This window comes from Sphingobacteriales bacterium, from assembly GCA_016719635.1.
GTDB lineage: Bacteria > Bacteroidota > Bacteroidia > Chitinophagales > JADIYW01 > JADJSS01.
Window position 1 is genome coordinate 665,668 of the sequence record JADJYT010000001.1, and the last position, 12,742, is coordinate 678,409.

Below are 12,742 nucleotides of genomic sequence, written 5' to 3' on the forward strand. Positions count from 1 at the left end.
GTGTTTGCCGTTAATTACTCCCACGGATGGTAGCTACGTTCTGCACTATTCAGAACCTCTTCTTTTCTTAATGACATTTTCTTGGTTTGCCCGTTTATAAATAACTCCATTTGGTCCGTATAATGTTTGCTATCCGGATGCGTCGATGCACCAAACGGAGAAACGGTGTTGATTTCAACATTTTCTCTGCCAAATTTTATAAATTGCATATAGCCGTCTCCTGCCGTCATTTTGTAAATACCCAGCTTCTTATCATACTTGGTATCGACCGCCCTGGGCACCTCAGACAAACCACTGATTGGGTAGCTTTTATTGCCCCTGACGAGACGCTGCAAATGACCTAATTCCACATCTGTAGTTTTGAATTTTTTTAACAAATAATTTTTGGCTTTTGACAAAGCATCAATGACCTGTTCTTCCGATAGCGGTTTTTCCTTTATCATCAAGAAAGCAAATGGAATCTTTGACCTCCCATTCATGAATTTATTGGTCAACATGGCTATGCCGGCATTTTTGTCCGTTGAATGTCCGCTTAGATCCCATTCTTTTATTTTAATAATGACATCTTTCAGTTCCGGATATTTAGATGTATCCAGTGTGAAAAGCGCACTGAAATTTCGTTTGTATCGGCCGTCCGGCTCATACGACAAATCGAATTTAATACGCTTAAAATCCTCCCAGGTAAATTTACCCGTATGTTCATTTAACAGGCTGGAAAAGCGTTCATTCCTGTTATAGGTGAACATCTGCAAGCCGACAAAATAATCTTTCGAATTTTCATCGTAGGCAGTGGCCTGCAAGGGTGTACCATTGCAATTGAATAAAAAACCGCATTCAGGGTTCAGGTATTTTATTTTTCGTTCATAGGATAACAGTTGTGTCCACCTATACCGCGACGACGTTCCCGCTACCGGGCGCTGCCAGTCAAGTGTCGAATCACGGAGCGGTATTTTACCATCGGAAATAAAAAAGATATTACCTTCTTTATCGCCATAGGTGGTATTAAACAATGGCAAAGCATCCATTTTCAATACCTGCTGAAACTCCTCCAGATTAGCAGCTTTGTTCATCTTAAACCATTCCTCTGCACCGCGAATATCGGAAGCGGAAGGATAACGCAAGGCATACCAGCCCTGTTTGGTTTTAAAGACCGGTCCGTATTCACAAACAGGGATTTTACGCCGGACAGGAATCCTGATGGCACCTAATTTTATTTTAAGATGGACTGGCTTATAGCTGAAATCTTTCCAGGCGCCATCATACCAGTACCGTTTCTTACCGGCACTTAATTTCATTTTATAGACATCCCCGAAATTATGGTAATCAGTGGTGTGCGCCCAGCCCAGATGTTCGTTGCATCCAACAAAAACAGATACTCCACCAGGGAATAAACCTCCCAGACAGTTCCAACCTTCGCTGCTGTTGATATGCGCCTCGTACCAAGCCATCTGTCCTTCAACTGGCTGATGCGAGTTGACGAGCAGCCATATTTTACCGTCCTCTGTCCGCGAAGGCGCAAGTACCATCGCATTGGAACCCGAACCTTTTTCATTGGGTTGAAAAAATTCAGTAGTGAGATTCTCTTTTATGGCTTTTAAGTCCATACCCGCCCCTGCCAGCAGAATGCCTAACGTAACATATCCTTTGATTACATCCTGTGGTGAAAACGGAAAGGTGTTTTTTACCAAAACCTCTTCCGGATGTTTCGACGCATAATCATTCACTCCCTGTGTGTAGCCTTCCACCACTTTCCTGAATTCAGGGGATAAATCGTTTTCATACCTGTTTTCCACCAGTGTATCAACGCCGAAGAACTGTATCGCATAATCAATCAACACTCCATTTTTTCCCAATACACTTCCTAACATATTTTTGGAAGACAATAAATTATACTGTATCAATTTGAATGCATCTTCACTATGTGCCCAGGCCAGGCCATATGCCGCATCGGCATCCGCTTTACCGTAAATGTGCGGCACCCCGAATGTATCCCGGACAATGGTTACATTTTCTTTCCGGTAGATATAGGCGGATTGTGCCGAGAAAGTACAGACTGCCACAAGTAACGAAAAGAATATTTTTTTCATAAAATTGTATCTGCTGAAAATAATAAAAAATAATAAAATTGTATACCTGCTGGATTTAAATTAAATTTGAGAAAAATCTTCCATGACTTTCGAACAACGTGCGGAACTATCGGAAACACATATATTCAAGGCTGTATTTCCAAATACGACTAACCACTACGATACATTGTTTGGGGGCACGGCCATGCAATTAATGGATGAGGTGGCGTTTATAACCGCTACCCGTTTTGCCCGGCAAAAGATGGTAACCGTCACTTCCGACAGGATTGATTTCAACATTCCCATCCCGAGTGGCACTATCATTGAGTTGATTGGAAAAGTGGTAAAGATGGGCAATACCAGTCTGGATATCAAAGTGGAAATATTTATTGAACTTATGAACTCAGACAAACGGGAATTGGCCATTTCAGGCATGTTCAAGTTCGTGGCAATCGGAGAAAACAAGAAGCCGCTTAAAATTGATATTTCAACCATTAAACAAGATTAATCAAAATGAAACACCTTTTATTCTTAATTTTCACTTCACTCACAATTCTATTAGCCGCGGAAGAAACAGGTATCCGGTTTGAACACGATGCCACCTGGCAGCAAATACTGGATAAAGCGAAGAAAGAAAATAAATTCATACTGCTGGATGCCTATGCCAGCTGGTGCGGCCCCTGCAAATGGATGGCGAAAGAGATATTTCCAAGGCCGGAAGTTGGAAAAACCATAAACCCATACTATGTGAGTGCCAAAATCGATATGGAAAAAGGGGAAGGCATTGAATTGTCCAAAAAATATGAAGTTCGAAATTATCCTACCTATCTATTCTTTGACCCGAATGGTAATCTGGTACACCGTAGCCTTGGTTCCATGATGGCTAAGGATTTCATGCAGGTCTGCAACGATGCACTGGACTCCACCAAACAATATGTGACATTGAGAAACAAATACCTGCAAGGCCAGCGAGACAGCGCCTTTCTGAAACAGTTTTCCTATATTGCCTCCAATGCTCAGGACAGCCTGTCTGCCATGTCAATGCTGAAATATTTCCAGGCCAACAACAACCAGCTGAACAGCAATACCATTCAGTTTATTTTTGCATTGACCGCCAGCATCAATGATACAGGATTCAACATGATTTTAAATAACAAAGATGCATTCTATAAAGAAATAGGAAAAGACAAGGTAGATGAGTTACTGGAAGAATTGGTTTGGAATGAAGCCAAAAAAGCCGCAAAGAAAGGGACGGATAAAGATGCTTTCCGAAAAGTCATCCGGCAATACCTGCCGGACAAAACGGACCTGCTCTGTGCCGAATATGAATTGAGTTTGCTGAAACGAACTGGCAACTGGAAAGAATATGCGGTGAAGGCTGAAAAATTCGCGAACACTTACTGCCAGAATGACTATGAACGACTGAACAGCATCGCATATAATCTTTTTGAAAACTATACATCCAAGTCTGTTTTGGAATCAGGTCTTAAACTGGGTCTGCGATCGGTGGAATTGAAGAGTACGTTTGAAAACAACGACACTGTTGCCCGTTTGTATTACAAGCTAAATAACAAAGCGAATGCAAAGCAGTATGCACAAAAGGCATATGATTTGGCAAAAGCCGCCGGCGAAGAGTCCTATGAACTTGAGGCATTTCTGAAATCACTGAAATAGTCATTTCATTAAGATCAGCTTTACCGTCTCGCTTTTGCGCATATCCGAATTCAGGATGAATGTTTTAGTCGTGTCATTATCATCTACGGAAATAGCGGCGGTATTGGGTGGTATCTTCCCCAGGTTTTCTGCAAACAATAACAACAGATTGTTTTTAGTTTTTAATTCTACGGGAACAGATAATTTTTCCTTTTTCAGCTGATAATTCATGAGAATCCAGTTTTCATTCAGCTTCAGCGAAACAATATCCCCATCTTCCTGATTGTTGTCCCAAATCTGCAGGCTGACTTTCTCACTCTTCACCGTACATTCTTTCTCCGCCACCACTTTTCTCTTCGCCAGCTCCAGTGATTTACTCTTCTTACCGTTGATGATGGAATCGGTTTTCTTTTCCAGAACAGAAAAAGAGTATCATTTTGAACAGGCTTCAGCAAGACTGATGTAAAACATTCAAATACCGGGCTGTAGCTGCCCGAACTGTCTTTCAAAATAAAATCGGCGGTCTTTCTGAATACCGGATTTCTATACAAGTCCAGTTCCCGTTTACTATCACCGGTTTTTCGGAGTTTAAAATATCCTGAAAAACAATCCCGGATATGGGGGTACATATATGGAAACTCATTGACTACTTTAAAAGAATCAATCCACAGTTTGTCAGGTTGCTGAAAATGCATGGATAATAAAAACTCGCCGGAATAATCCCCGCTGAATAAATTCAGCCGCATGCTGCAGGTCTCATTCTTAGATTCCATTAAATCTGACTTTATGAAATAATCCCGATTATCTACATGTCCCATAATCACCCCCCTCCATTTACCGGAAACATCTTCACTTCTGGAGAATGTTGCAGATAGAGAAAAGAGTATTGCTAAAACAAGCTTAGTTCTCATAGGGTATTCATCATCTCATAAATTTTTATACATTCCATCGCTTCCTTCACATCGTGCGCTCGTAAGATGGCTGCTCCGTTTTGCAAAGCAATCATGTGAACTGCCGTGGTGGCATTCAAAGCATTTTCAGGTGTTGTTTCCAATAACCTGTACAACATACTTTTTCTTGAAAGACCGGTGAGTATGGGTATGCCTAAGATCTCAAATACCTTTAAATGCTTCAACAGGTAGTAATTCTGTTCAAGCGTTTTGGAAAATCCGAAACCAACATCCAGTATAACATCTTTAATGCCAAACATTTTGGCCCGCTTCGTTTGCGCAATGAAATAATCCATCATATCCGGCAGTAAATTATTGTAATGCTGAATTTGATGCATATTAGAAATACCACCCTGTAGATGCATCAGGATGAATGGACAATTCAAATCCGCCACGATTTCAAACATCTTTTCATCTTCCGTACCGCCGGAAATATCATTTACAATCATTGCCCCCTGTTCAACAGCCTCTTTTACCACGCGGCTTCTGAATGTATCGATACTGATAACAATATCCGGGAACTCTCGGATAATAATTTTGATGGCAGGAATAACCCTTTGCAACTCTTCCTCCGCAGAAACCATGGATGCACCGGGCCGGGAAGACATACCGCCGATATCAATCATGGCAGCTCCCTCACTCAGCATTTTTTCCACTTGCATTATCAATTGAGCGTCTGCTACATAATTGCCTCCATCAAAAAAGGAATCCGGCGTAACATTCAATATACCCATTACAATAGGCTTATTGATTGTCAGTAACTTACCTCTGCAATTAAATGTAAAATTTTGCATAAAAATTCCTACCGCTGTAACTTTTGGTTGAAAACGAAGTTAAAGTTATGTATTTTTAGCGATTGAACTAAAGTATTTCTTGTGAACGAAAAGACATTGAAACAATACGAACGTGCATTTGCAAGATGTGCCGCTGTTTTTGTCAATAAAACAAAAGATTACGGAACCTCCTGGCGGATATTGCGGACCCGCTCCATTACAGACCAGATATATATAAAAGCAAAACGTATCCGTACAATTGATGAAACGGGCGAAAACAAAGTGGGCGACAGTATTGAATCTGAATTTACAGGTTGTGTCAATTATGGTATTATCGCATTGATACAGTTAAGTCTGGAAAACAAAAAAGATGTTCCGGTTGAACTGAATGCGGAAGATGCAAATGCAATGTACGACCATCAATACGATACTATAAAGAAATTATTTCTGGCAAAAAACCATGATTACGGCGAAGCCTGGAGAGATATGCGTATCAGCTCCTATACGGATTTAATCTTATCCAAACTGCATCGCATCAAGCAGATTGAAGAGAATAAAGGGCAAACGATCATTTCTGAGGGAATTGATGCTAACTATATGGATATCGTCAATTATGCCATTTTTGCAATCATTAAATTAAATGAATAGATTTTCCGTATGCGTCTTACAACGCTCAAACGGTATTTTTTTATATTAAAAATATTTAAACCATGGATCTAATTACACTTATAGGACTTTTTGCTGCCATCGCATTTGCATTGACAATTTTAGGAAAATTCCTCCTGAAGCAACAAAATATAGCCATTAATTTCATACGCTATTTCGTCGGAGTATGGTTTATCTTTTCAGGTGTTGTAAAAGCCATTGACCCCACAGGCACCGCCATAAAAATGGAGGAATATTTTGAAATGTTTGAAAAATATGTTCCGGCCCTGACTTTTTTGTGGAAGATAATGGCCGAGCAGGCTTTGGCTGTTTCAGTATTGATGATTGTACTGGAGATTTACCTGGGCATCGCATTGATTTTAGGAACCTGGAAAAAAAGCACCATATGGCTGCTGGTGCTGTTGATTGCCTTCTTTACGTTCCTGACCGGATTTTCCGCCAAAACAGGTAAGGTAACAGACTGCGGATGTTTTGGTGACTTCATAAAACTTGCGCCTGTTCAGTCCTTTTATAAGGATGTTTTCCTGACTGCACTGATACTCATTATCTTATTCGGACAAAAATCAATCAAGGAAATTCTTCCCAAAAGAATAAACAAAGTTGCACTCCTCCTGCTGACGCTTGCAGCGGTTGTATTTACATTCAGAAATATCTATTATGAACCGATTAAAGATTTTCGTCCCTATTCAGTAGGAACCTCCATTCCGGATTGCCTGAAACTGCCGCCAAATGCCAAACCCTATAAGTATGAAAACACCTTTATCTATAAAAACAAGAAAAGCGGTGAGGTAAAAGAGTTCAAAAACAGCTGGCCGCAGGATATGGATAACTGGACATTTGTGGACAGGAAAGATGTAATGATTCAAAAAGGCGATGATCCTAAGTGCAAGGATTTTGCCATCAAGGATGCCAACGGAGGCGACAATTCCTCCTCCTTCTTTGAAGAAGAAGAGCATATATTTTTCATCATTATCCCGGATCTGAAAAAAGTCTGCGACAAAGGGTTTGATAAAATCAGGCCAATTGCTGAAGCTGCCGCTAAAGAGGGGAAATATGTTTTTATACTTACAGGCAGCATCATCAGCGATGTGCAGGCATATGAGAAAAAGTACAATATGGATTATGAAATCTATAATGCGGATGCCACCCCGTTAAAAACCATCATGCGTTCCAATCCTGGATTACTGATTCTGAAAAAGGGCGTTATCGCCGGAAAATACCATTACAATGAATTAAGCACCTACGATGCGTTGAAAAAAAGTGTTTTAAAATAATTATCTTTCCGTTCATCTTTCAGGGCAATCTATGTACAAATTCATACTTACTAAATTTTTCTACGGAATACTGGTGTTGATTGGCGTCATTTTCGTCATTTTCGCCTTGTTCAATCTTTTACCGGTTGATCCTGCACGTCTGACACTGGGGCAACGCGCAGATGTGGAATCGGTGGAAGCCATCAACAAAGAACTCGGACTGGACCAACCAAAATACATTCAGTTTGCTTTGTATTTGAATGACCTCTCTCCTATTGCCGTTCACTATGATGATGTGGCCACCGAACAAAAGTATAAATATCAAAAAATCCTCTCTGTCAGTAAAGAGAAAGCACTGGTCATCAAAGCTCCGTTTTTGCGCCGCTCTTACCAAACCAAAGAAGAAGTCTTAGCAATACTTAAGCGGGCCCTACCTCAAACTATCATTCTGGCTTTTGCTGCGATGATTATTGCGAGTATTGTTGGCATTTTCCTCGGAGTGATTGCCGCCGTTAAGCAACATTCCTGGTTTGATAATTTAGCCATGTCCCTGTCTGTATTGGGTATTTCTGTTCCTTCTTATTTTTCAGCCATAGTGTTGGGTTATTTCTTCGGAATTGTCCTTCATAATGTTACCGGTCTTGAACAAACTGGCGGGCTCACGGTGATTGATGATTACGGCAACGAAATTCTGGAATTAAAGAATCTGATATTGCCGGCAATTGCACTCGGCTCCCGACCGATTGGAATCATCTTTCAGCTGACCAGAAGCGCCATGCTCGATGTATTGTCGCAAGACTATATACGTACAGCCAGAGCAAAAGGACTGGCATTTAAAAGTGTGTTGTTTAAACATGCCCTGCGCAATGCGTTGAATCCGGTGGTAACTACGATTTCCGGCTGGTTCGCCTCATTGCTGGCAGGTGCATTTTTTGTGGAAGTGATTTTTGATATAAAAGGACTGGGATATACCGCCGTTGATGCACTTCAAAAATTTGACTTTCCCGTGGCTATGGGTACCGTTTTATTTACCGCATCGGTTTTTATTGTGATGAGTTTTCTGGTAGATATCCTATATGCTGTACTGGATCCAAGAATCAGAATCGGGAAATAAGCAAATTTCACCGACATAGAAATAATATAAAACACAAACAATGCTTGTATTTCTAATAGGCTTCATGGGTTGCGGAAAATCATACGTAGGAAGAAATCTGGCTCCCCTGATGGGTTTTGATTACCTGGATATTGACAAACACATTGAAGAAATGGAAGGACTAACCGTGAAAGAAATCCTTGAACAGAAAGGCGAAGCCTATTTCAGGCAAAGAGAGCGGGAAATCATACTAGCGTTGGACAGTTCGGAAAACAGGATAGTGAGTACAGGGGGCGGTGCGCCTTGTTTTTTTGACAACATGGATTTGATGAATGAAAAAGGACTGACCATTTACTTAAACAGGACAAAAAAACTGGTCGTTTACCGTTTACTGAAAGGACAACATAAGCGGCCTTTGCTAACAGGCTTATCCACGGAAGAACTGGAAAAATTCTATGATGAACGTTTAGAAATCAGAAAATCCTATTATGAAAAGGCAAAAATTTTTGCTGGGGATGCCGGTGTGGAAGAAATAAGGGAAATGATTGACAATTCCAGTCAACACAACCAATAATCAGATGGCGATTTTTTTGCCGAGAAAATGAGGCTGTGTATTAAAAACATATAAATCAGCAAAAAGCAAGACCCTCGCCATCTTTTCCCTGACCATGTTGTACAGGTTATCCCTGAAACTGACCATCTGAGCATTAAACCCGACAGCTTCCAGTCCATATCGCCGTGCTATAAATAAGGCTCGTTCATTGTGAAATTGCTGGGAAATGATAGTCACCGTCTTTTGACCGAACACTTTCTTACAGCGAATAACCGAATCATGTGTACGGAAGCCCGCAAAATCACAAACCATTGCAGAATCCGGAATGCCTAACTTATGAAAGGCATCTATAAAATCCTCCGGTTCATTGTAGCCGTGCCAGCCATTATCCCCGCTGATTAGAATCTTATCTATCTTTTTTGCTTTCCATAATTTATAGGCTGCTTCCACCCTGAACTGCCAGAAAGGATTGATGGTCTTTTTATCATTCATCGTCTTACAGGTGCCTAACAGCAGCCCAATTCTGTTGTAAGGGACCTTATCAATGTCATCATAAGTTTTACCAGTTGCATTATTCTCCACTCTGTAGGTACAATAAACAACAATTCCCCATCCGATGAGAACCAACGGAAGATAACCCCTCAGAAACATTTTAACGGAAACTAATTTACGCATTTAAAACAATTCATTATTTTATCTTATAAAAATATTTCAGTTGCAAATCTAGAGGCAATGATGCGTAACTGAAAAAATTGTCTTTATAGGGAACCTTGTGTTTTTCCAGCAATCGTACCATATTATAACCCGTTGTTCCGACATAAAAGTTCTCATCTTTCAGCTCGGTATAAAAAGAGATTTCAGAAGGGTCCGTTTCTTTAAATGAAAATGACTTATCAAACATCGGGTCATTTTTCAGCAGATATTCTGTAGGCGGTATTTTATTGAAATTTCCTTTCAGTTGATTTTCCATCATAAGGCAGGAGCCTTCCAGTTTTTCCCAGAAGTTCTCAGGGGTGGTAATCCAGAATTTCTTCTTTTTGAAATAATCCAGATTTCGTTTATTCCTCAGCTTCAAAAACCGGGTAAACAGGAGCTTTTCCTCCTCGATACTGGTGGAGGCATAGGCTTTTTTCAACAGTTCATTTTCCATTGCAATCGTATCCCTGAAGGCCTGATTGCTCAGATAAATCGTTTGCAGACTGTCCATATCAATCATTTTCTTTTCCTGATACAAACGCAGCACATAAGTCAGGATGGCCTCATTGGCATATTGATATTGATGGTACAACTCATGCATCAGCGCTATAGACCACTCCTGTGTGGTGCCTATCACTACTTTTTCCTTTTTGGTAAGTTCCGGAGAACTGCAAAACAATACCGGCGTTCTGTAATTAATATATTCCTTTGCTTTCGGATCAAACTGGAAGGTAGTTTCCATCACAAATTTGGCACTATCCAAAGGCATCCGCAGCTTCCAGATATTCCAGTCGTAGTCGTTATATAAAAGGCTGTATTTACTTACCTTTTCTTTCATTTCCGGCATTGGATGAATGAAATAGGAGGCAGAATCCGTAAAATAAACGATGGTACCCGGGAAGTCATTTTTAGCAAAATTATTCCAGTACAATTCTCCGATATAATTTTTAATCTGACGGATATATTCAAAGCGTTCCGTAATGAGTTTTTCCTGTTCTGTCGGCTGTAGTATTTGTGCATCGACGAGTTGGAAAGAACCAACAAAAAACATCGCACACCATAGGATTTTCTTATACATAATTTTTAATTTACAAATATTATTCCACAATTCAAAATAAGTAGGCACCTTCCGCTTTTTCTTCCATAAACCGGACAATAATATGTTCATTTAATGTAGTGGCGATGGGAAAACCAACTATATCCGCCTTTATCGGAAAGGTTTTATGGGTTCTATCCACCAGCACCGCTATAATTATTTTTTTCGGCTGATACATGGTCAGCGGTTTCAACGCAAAAAACAACGTCCTTCCCGTATTGCCTACATCATCCACCAGCAGAATCGTCTTTCCGTTTAAATCAATGTCATCTCGCAGTCGAACCTCTTCGCTTAACGGTTGCGGCTTATTGATATAAACGGAGGAAAATTCAATTTTCTTATCCTTGTCGTATTCTTTGAGTTTTGAAGTAATGGTTCTGGCTAAGGCGATTCCGCCACCCGGTTCTATTCCCAATACCACCAGATGGTCATCACCGTATGTCAGTTCCAACGCCTGAAAAGACATTCTGTCTAATTTTAATTCTATCTTGGAGGTATCTAATATTTTTTGGGCAGTGGTCGGAATTATCATGAAAAATAATTTAGATTATTTCTAAATAAATAGTAATTTAAACATTCGTTCAAATATAGACTTAAAAATAAATAGATATTGGTGTATTTTCGCAATAATTTCAAATAAAATAGCATGAGTTTTTTAACTATCATCCAAATCCTGTTGTTTATCACTCTTGTCGGCGCTTCCTTTTTCGTTGCTTTTCGCAAGTTTAAGGAAATCTACGACAACATCAATATGGGAAAACCGGAGCAGATTGACACAACCCTGGGTTTCCGATTGAAGAGTATGTTCCTGATTGCATTCGGACAGAAAAAAATGTTCAAGCTCACATTTGCTACTCAGATAGAACTAATAGAAATATTTATTGACGGACTGACCGGTAAACACCGCATTTTATATCATGCTTTTGAAGGCAGCTTTCTGGAAAGCCTTTATGTGTTTGTCATCAACTTCATAGAAATATTATCCCTGCTGACGTTCATCGTGACGATTATTTTCATCTTGCGCAGAACCACGTTTAAAGTGGCTCGTTTTCAGATGCCGGAACTGAAGGGGTGGCCGTGGAGAGATGCCTTGAACATTCTGGCATTTGAATTGACGTTGATTACATTCATCTTCATGATGAACTCGGGTGACAGTGCACTGCACATGAAAGAACACGGTGAAGGATACGGCTTTATTTTAAGCGGTTTTCTGGGGAATATGATATCCTCTTTTCCAAATGGGTTATTACACTTTATTGAAAAAACAGGCTGGTGGGGTCATTTATGCATGGTCATGGTCTTTTTGGTATACCTTCCTTATTCCAAACATTTACATATCCTGCTAGCATTTCCAAACACCTTCTTCACCCGCCCGGAACCCAAAGGTGAGATGCGCAACATGACAGCGATCGAACACGAAGTGAAGTCGATGCTGGATCCGAGTTTTGTCGTACCGGCTACAGACGGTGAAATCAAATTCGGCGCGAAGGATGTATATGATTTATCCTGGAAAAGTTTGCTGGATGCCTATTCCTGCACAGAGTGTGGCAGATGTACCGCTGCCTGCCCGGCCAACCAAACCGGCAAAAAACTCTCTCCGAGAAAAATCATGATGGATACCCGCGACCGGATGGAAGATATTTCTAAAGGCAAAAAAGAACACGGCCCTGATTTCGCCGACAACAGAAACCTGTTAGGTGATTATGTTACAAAAGAAGAACTGCGCGCCTGCACCACCTGCAATGCCTGCGTGGAAGAATGTCCCGTTAATATAAGTCCGTTGAATATCATTCTGGAGCTGAGAAGAAACATGATTATGGACGAAGCAGATTCTCCGGCTGAATGGAACACCATATTCGCCAATATGGAAAATAACCAGGCGCCCTGGCAGTTCTCCCCGGATGACAGATTGAAATGGACGGAAGAACTGAATTAATCATAGA

General features: G+C 40.5%; 14 protein-coding genes. 7 read left to right on the forward strand and 7 right to left on the reverse strand.

Annotation, left to right across the window (positions count from 1 at the left end):
* Nucleotides 1–14 precede the first annotated feature (14 nt).
* Nucleotides 15–2,087 (reverse strand): penicillin acylase family protein, encoded by a 2,073-nt coding sequence (locus tag IPM95_03060; protein MBK9328296.1) that lies wholly within the window; start codon nucleotides 2,085–2,087, stop codon nucleotides 15–17.
* A gap of 82 nt (nucleotides 2,088–2,169) precedes the next feature.
* On the opposite strand from IPM95_03060, the gene IPM95_03065 reads away from it, so the two are divergent.
* Nucleotides 2,170–2,574: an acyl-CoA thioesterase gene (locus IPM95_03065; protein ID MBK9328297.1), complete on the forward strand. Its 405-nt coding sequence runs from the start codon at nucleotides 2,170–2,172 to the stop codon at nucleotides 2,572–2,574.
* A 5-nt stretch (nucleotides 2,575–2,579) separates the two neighbouring features.
* The gene (locus tag IPM95_03070) at nucleotides 2,580–3,740 is read left to right on the forward strand and encodes a thioredoxin family protein (protein ID MBK9328298.1); all 1,161 of its coding nucleotides are present in this window, start codon (nucleotides 2,580–2,582) and stop codon (nucleotides 3,738–3,740) included.
* Here IPM95_03070 and IPM95_03075 read toward each other — a convergent pair whose 3' ends face one another.
* Genes IPM95_03075 through folP form a run of 3 tightly spaced genes read right to left on the reverse strand, consistent with a single transcriptional unit; the run spans nucleotide 3,741 to nucleotide 5,463 of the window.
* Nucleotides 3,741–4,064 (reverse strand): hypothetical protein, encoded by a 324-nt coding sequence (locus IPM95_03075; GenBank protein ID MBK9328299.1) that lies wholly within the window; start codon nucleotides 4,062–4,064, stop codon nucleotides 3,741–3,743.
* Nucleotides 4,040–4,630 carry a hypothetical protein gene (locus IPM95_03080; GenBank protein MBK9328300.1) on the reverse strand — a complete coding sequence of 197 codons (591 nt, stop codon included), beginning with the start codon at nucleotides 4,628–4,630 and terminating at the stop codon, nucleotides 4,040–4,042. Before IPM95_03080 ends, IPM95_03075 begins: the two co-directional genes overlap by 25 nt.
* Nucleotides 4,627–5,463: a dihydropteroate synthase gene (gene folP / locus IPM95_03085; GenBank protein MBK9328301.1), complete on the reverse strand. Its 837-nt coding sequence runs from the start codon at nucleotides 5,461–5,463 to the stop codon at nucleotides 4,627–4,629. Before folP ends, IPM95_03080 begins: the two co-directional genes overlap by 4 nt.
* An 81-nt stretch (nucleotides 5,464–5,544) precedes the next feature.
* Between folP and IPM95_03090 the strand changes: the two genes are divergently transcribed.
* The 4 genes from IPM95_03090 to IPM95_03105 all read left to right on the forward strand — a co-directional run bounded on the left by IPM95_03090 (nucleotide 5,545) and on the right by IPM95_03105 (nucleotide 9,028).
* The gene (locus IPM95_03090; protein ID MBK9328302.1) at nucleotides 5,545–6,090 is read left to right on the forward strand and encodes a DUF1599 domain-containing protein; all 546 of its coding nucleotides are present in this window, start codon (nucleotides 5,545–5,547) and stop codon (nucleotides 6,088–6,090) included.
* Nucleotides 6,091–6,152: 62 nt separating this feature from the next.
* Nucleotides 6,153–7,382 carry a DoxX family protein gene (locus tag IPM95_03095; protein ID MBK9328303.1) on the forward strand — a complete coding sequence of 410 codons (1,230 nt, stop codon included), beginning with the start codon at nucleotides 6,153–6,155 and terminating at the stop codon, nucleotides 7,380–7,382.
* A 31-nt stretch (nucleotides 7,383–7,413) separates the two neighbouring features.
* Nucleotides 7,414–8,475, forward strand: coding sequence for an ABC transporter permease (locus tag IPM95_03100; GenBank protein MBK9328304.1), 1,062 nt, complete (start codon nucleotides 7,414–7,416; stop codon nucleotides 8,473–8,475).
* Between the two features lie 40 nt (nucleotides 8,476–8,515).
* Nucleotides 8,516–9,028 (forward strand): shikimate kinase, encoded by a 513-nt coding sequence (locus tag IPM95_03105; GenBank protein ID MBK9328305.1) that lies wholly within the window; start codon nucleotides 8,516–8,518, stop codon nucleotides 9,026–9,028.
* Here the strand turns inward: IPM95_03105 and IPM95_03110 are convergent, their stop codons facing one another.
* Genes IPM95_03110 through IPM95_03120 form a run of 3 tightly spaced genes read right to left on the reverse strand, consistent with a single transcriptional unit; the run spans nucleotide 9,029 to nucleotide 11,331 of the window.
* Nucleotides 9,029–9,682, reverse strand: a complete 654-nt coding sequence (locus IPM95_03110) for a YdcF family protein (GenBank protein ID MBK9328306.1) — start codon at nucleotides 9,680–9,682, stop codon at nucleotides 9,029–9,031.
* A 13-nt stretch (nucleotides 9,683–9,695) separates the two neighbouring features.
* Nucleotides 9,696–10,781: a hypothetical protein gene (locus IPM95_03115; protein MBK9328307.1), complete on the reverse strand. Its 1,086-nt coding sequence runs from the start codon at nucleotides 10,779–10,781 to the stop codon at nucleotides 9,696–9,698.
* Nucleotides 10,782–10,812: 31 nt separating this feature from the next.
* Nucleotides 10,813–11,331: a phosphoribosyltransferase gene (locus IPM95_03120; GenBank protein MBK9328308.1), complete on the reverse strand. Its 519-nt coding sequence runs from the start codon at nucleotides 11,329–11,331 to the stop codon at nucleotides 10,813–10,815.
* 114 nt (nucleotides 11,332–11,445) lie between these two features.
* Here IPM95_03120 and IPM95_03125 point away from each other — a divergent pair, with 114 nt between their 5' ends.
* Nucleotides 11,446–12,735 carry a (Fe-S)-binding protein gene (locus tag IPM95_03125; protein ID MBK9328309.1) on the forward strand — a complete coding sequence of 430 codons (1,290 nt, stop codon included), beginning with the start codon at nucleotides 11,446–11,448 and terminating at the stop codon, nucleotides 12,733–12,735.
* Nucleotides 12,736–12,742 lie beyond the last annotated feature (7 nt).

Coding starts and splice junctions, on each gene's coding strand:
- IPM95_03105 (MBK9328305.1), top strand. CDS start 8,516: ATGCTTGTATTTCTAATAGGCTTCATGGGTTGCGGAAAATCATACGTA.
- IPM95_03065 (MBK9328297.1), top strand. CDS start 2,170: ATGACTTTCGAACAACGTGCGGAACTATCGGAAACACATATATTCAAG.
- IPM95_03080 (MBK9328300.1), bottom strand. CDS start 4,630: ATGAGAACTAAGCTTGTTTTAGCAATACTCTTTTCTCTATCTGCAACA.
- IPM95_03125 (MBK9328309.1), top strand. CDS start 11,446: ATGAGTTTTTTAACTATCATCCAAATCCTGTTGTTTATCACTCTTGTC.
- IPM95_03070 (MBK9328298.1), top strand. CDS start 2,580: ATGAAACACCTTTTATTCTTAATTTTCACTTCACTCACAATTCTATTA.
- IPM95_03120 (MBK9328308.1), bottom strand. CDS start 11,331: ATGATAATTCCGACCACTGCCCAAAAAATATTAGATACCTCCAAGATA.
- IPM95_03100 (MBK9328304.1), top strand. CDS start 7,414: ATGTACAAATTCATACTTACTAAATTTTTCTACGGAATACTGGTGTTG.
- IPM95_03095 (MBK9328303.1), top strand. CDS start 6,153: ATGGATCTAATTACACTTATAGGACTTTTTGCTGCCATCGCATTTGCA.
- IPM95_03110 (MBK9328306.1), bottom strand. CDS start 9,682: ATGCGTAAATTAGTTTCCGTTAAAATGTTTCTGAGGGGTTATCTTCCG.
- IPM95_03060 (MBK9328296.1), bottom strand. CDS start 2,087: ATGAAAAAAATATTCTTTTCGTTACTTGTGGCAGTCTGTACTTTCTCG.
- folP (MBK9328301.1), bottom strand. CDS start 5,463: ATGCAAAATTTTACATTTAATTGCAGAGGTAAGTTACTGACAATCAAT.
- IPM95_03115 (MBK9328307.1), bottom strand. CDS start 10,781: ATGTATAAGAAAATCCTATGGTGTGCGATGTTTTTTGTTGGTTCTTTC.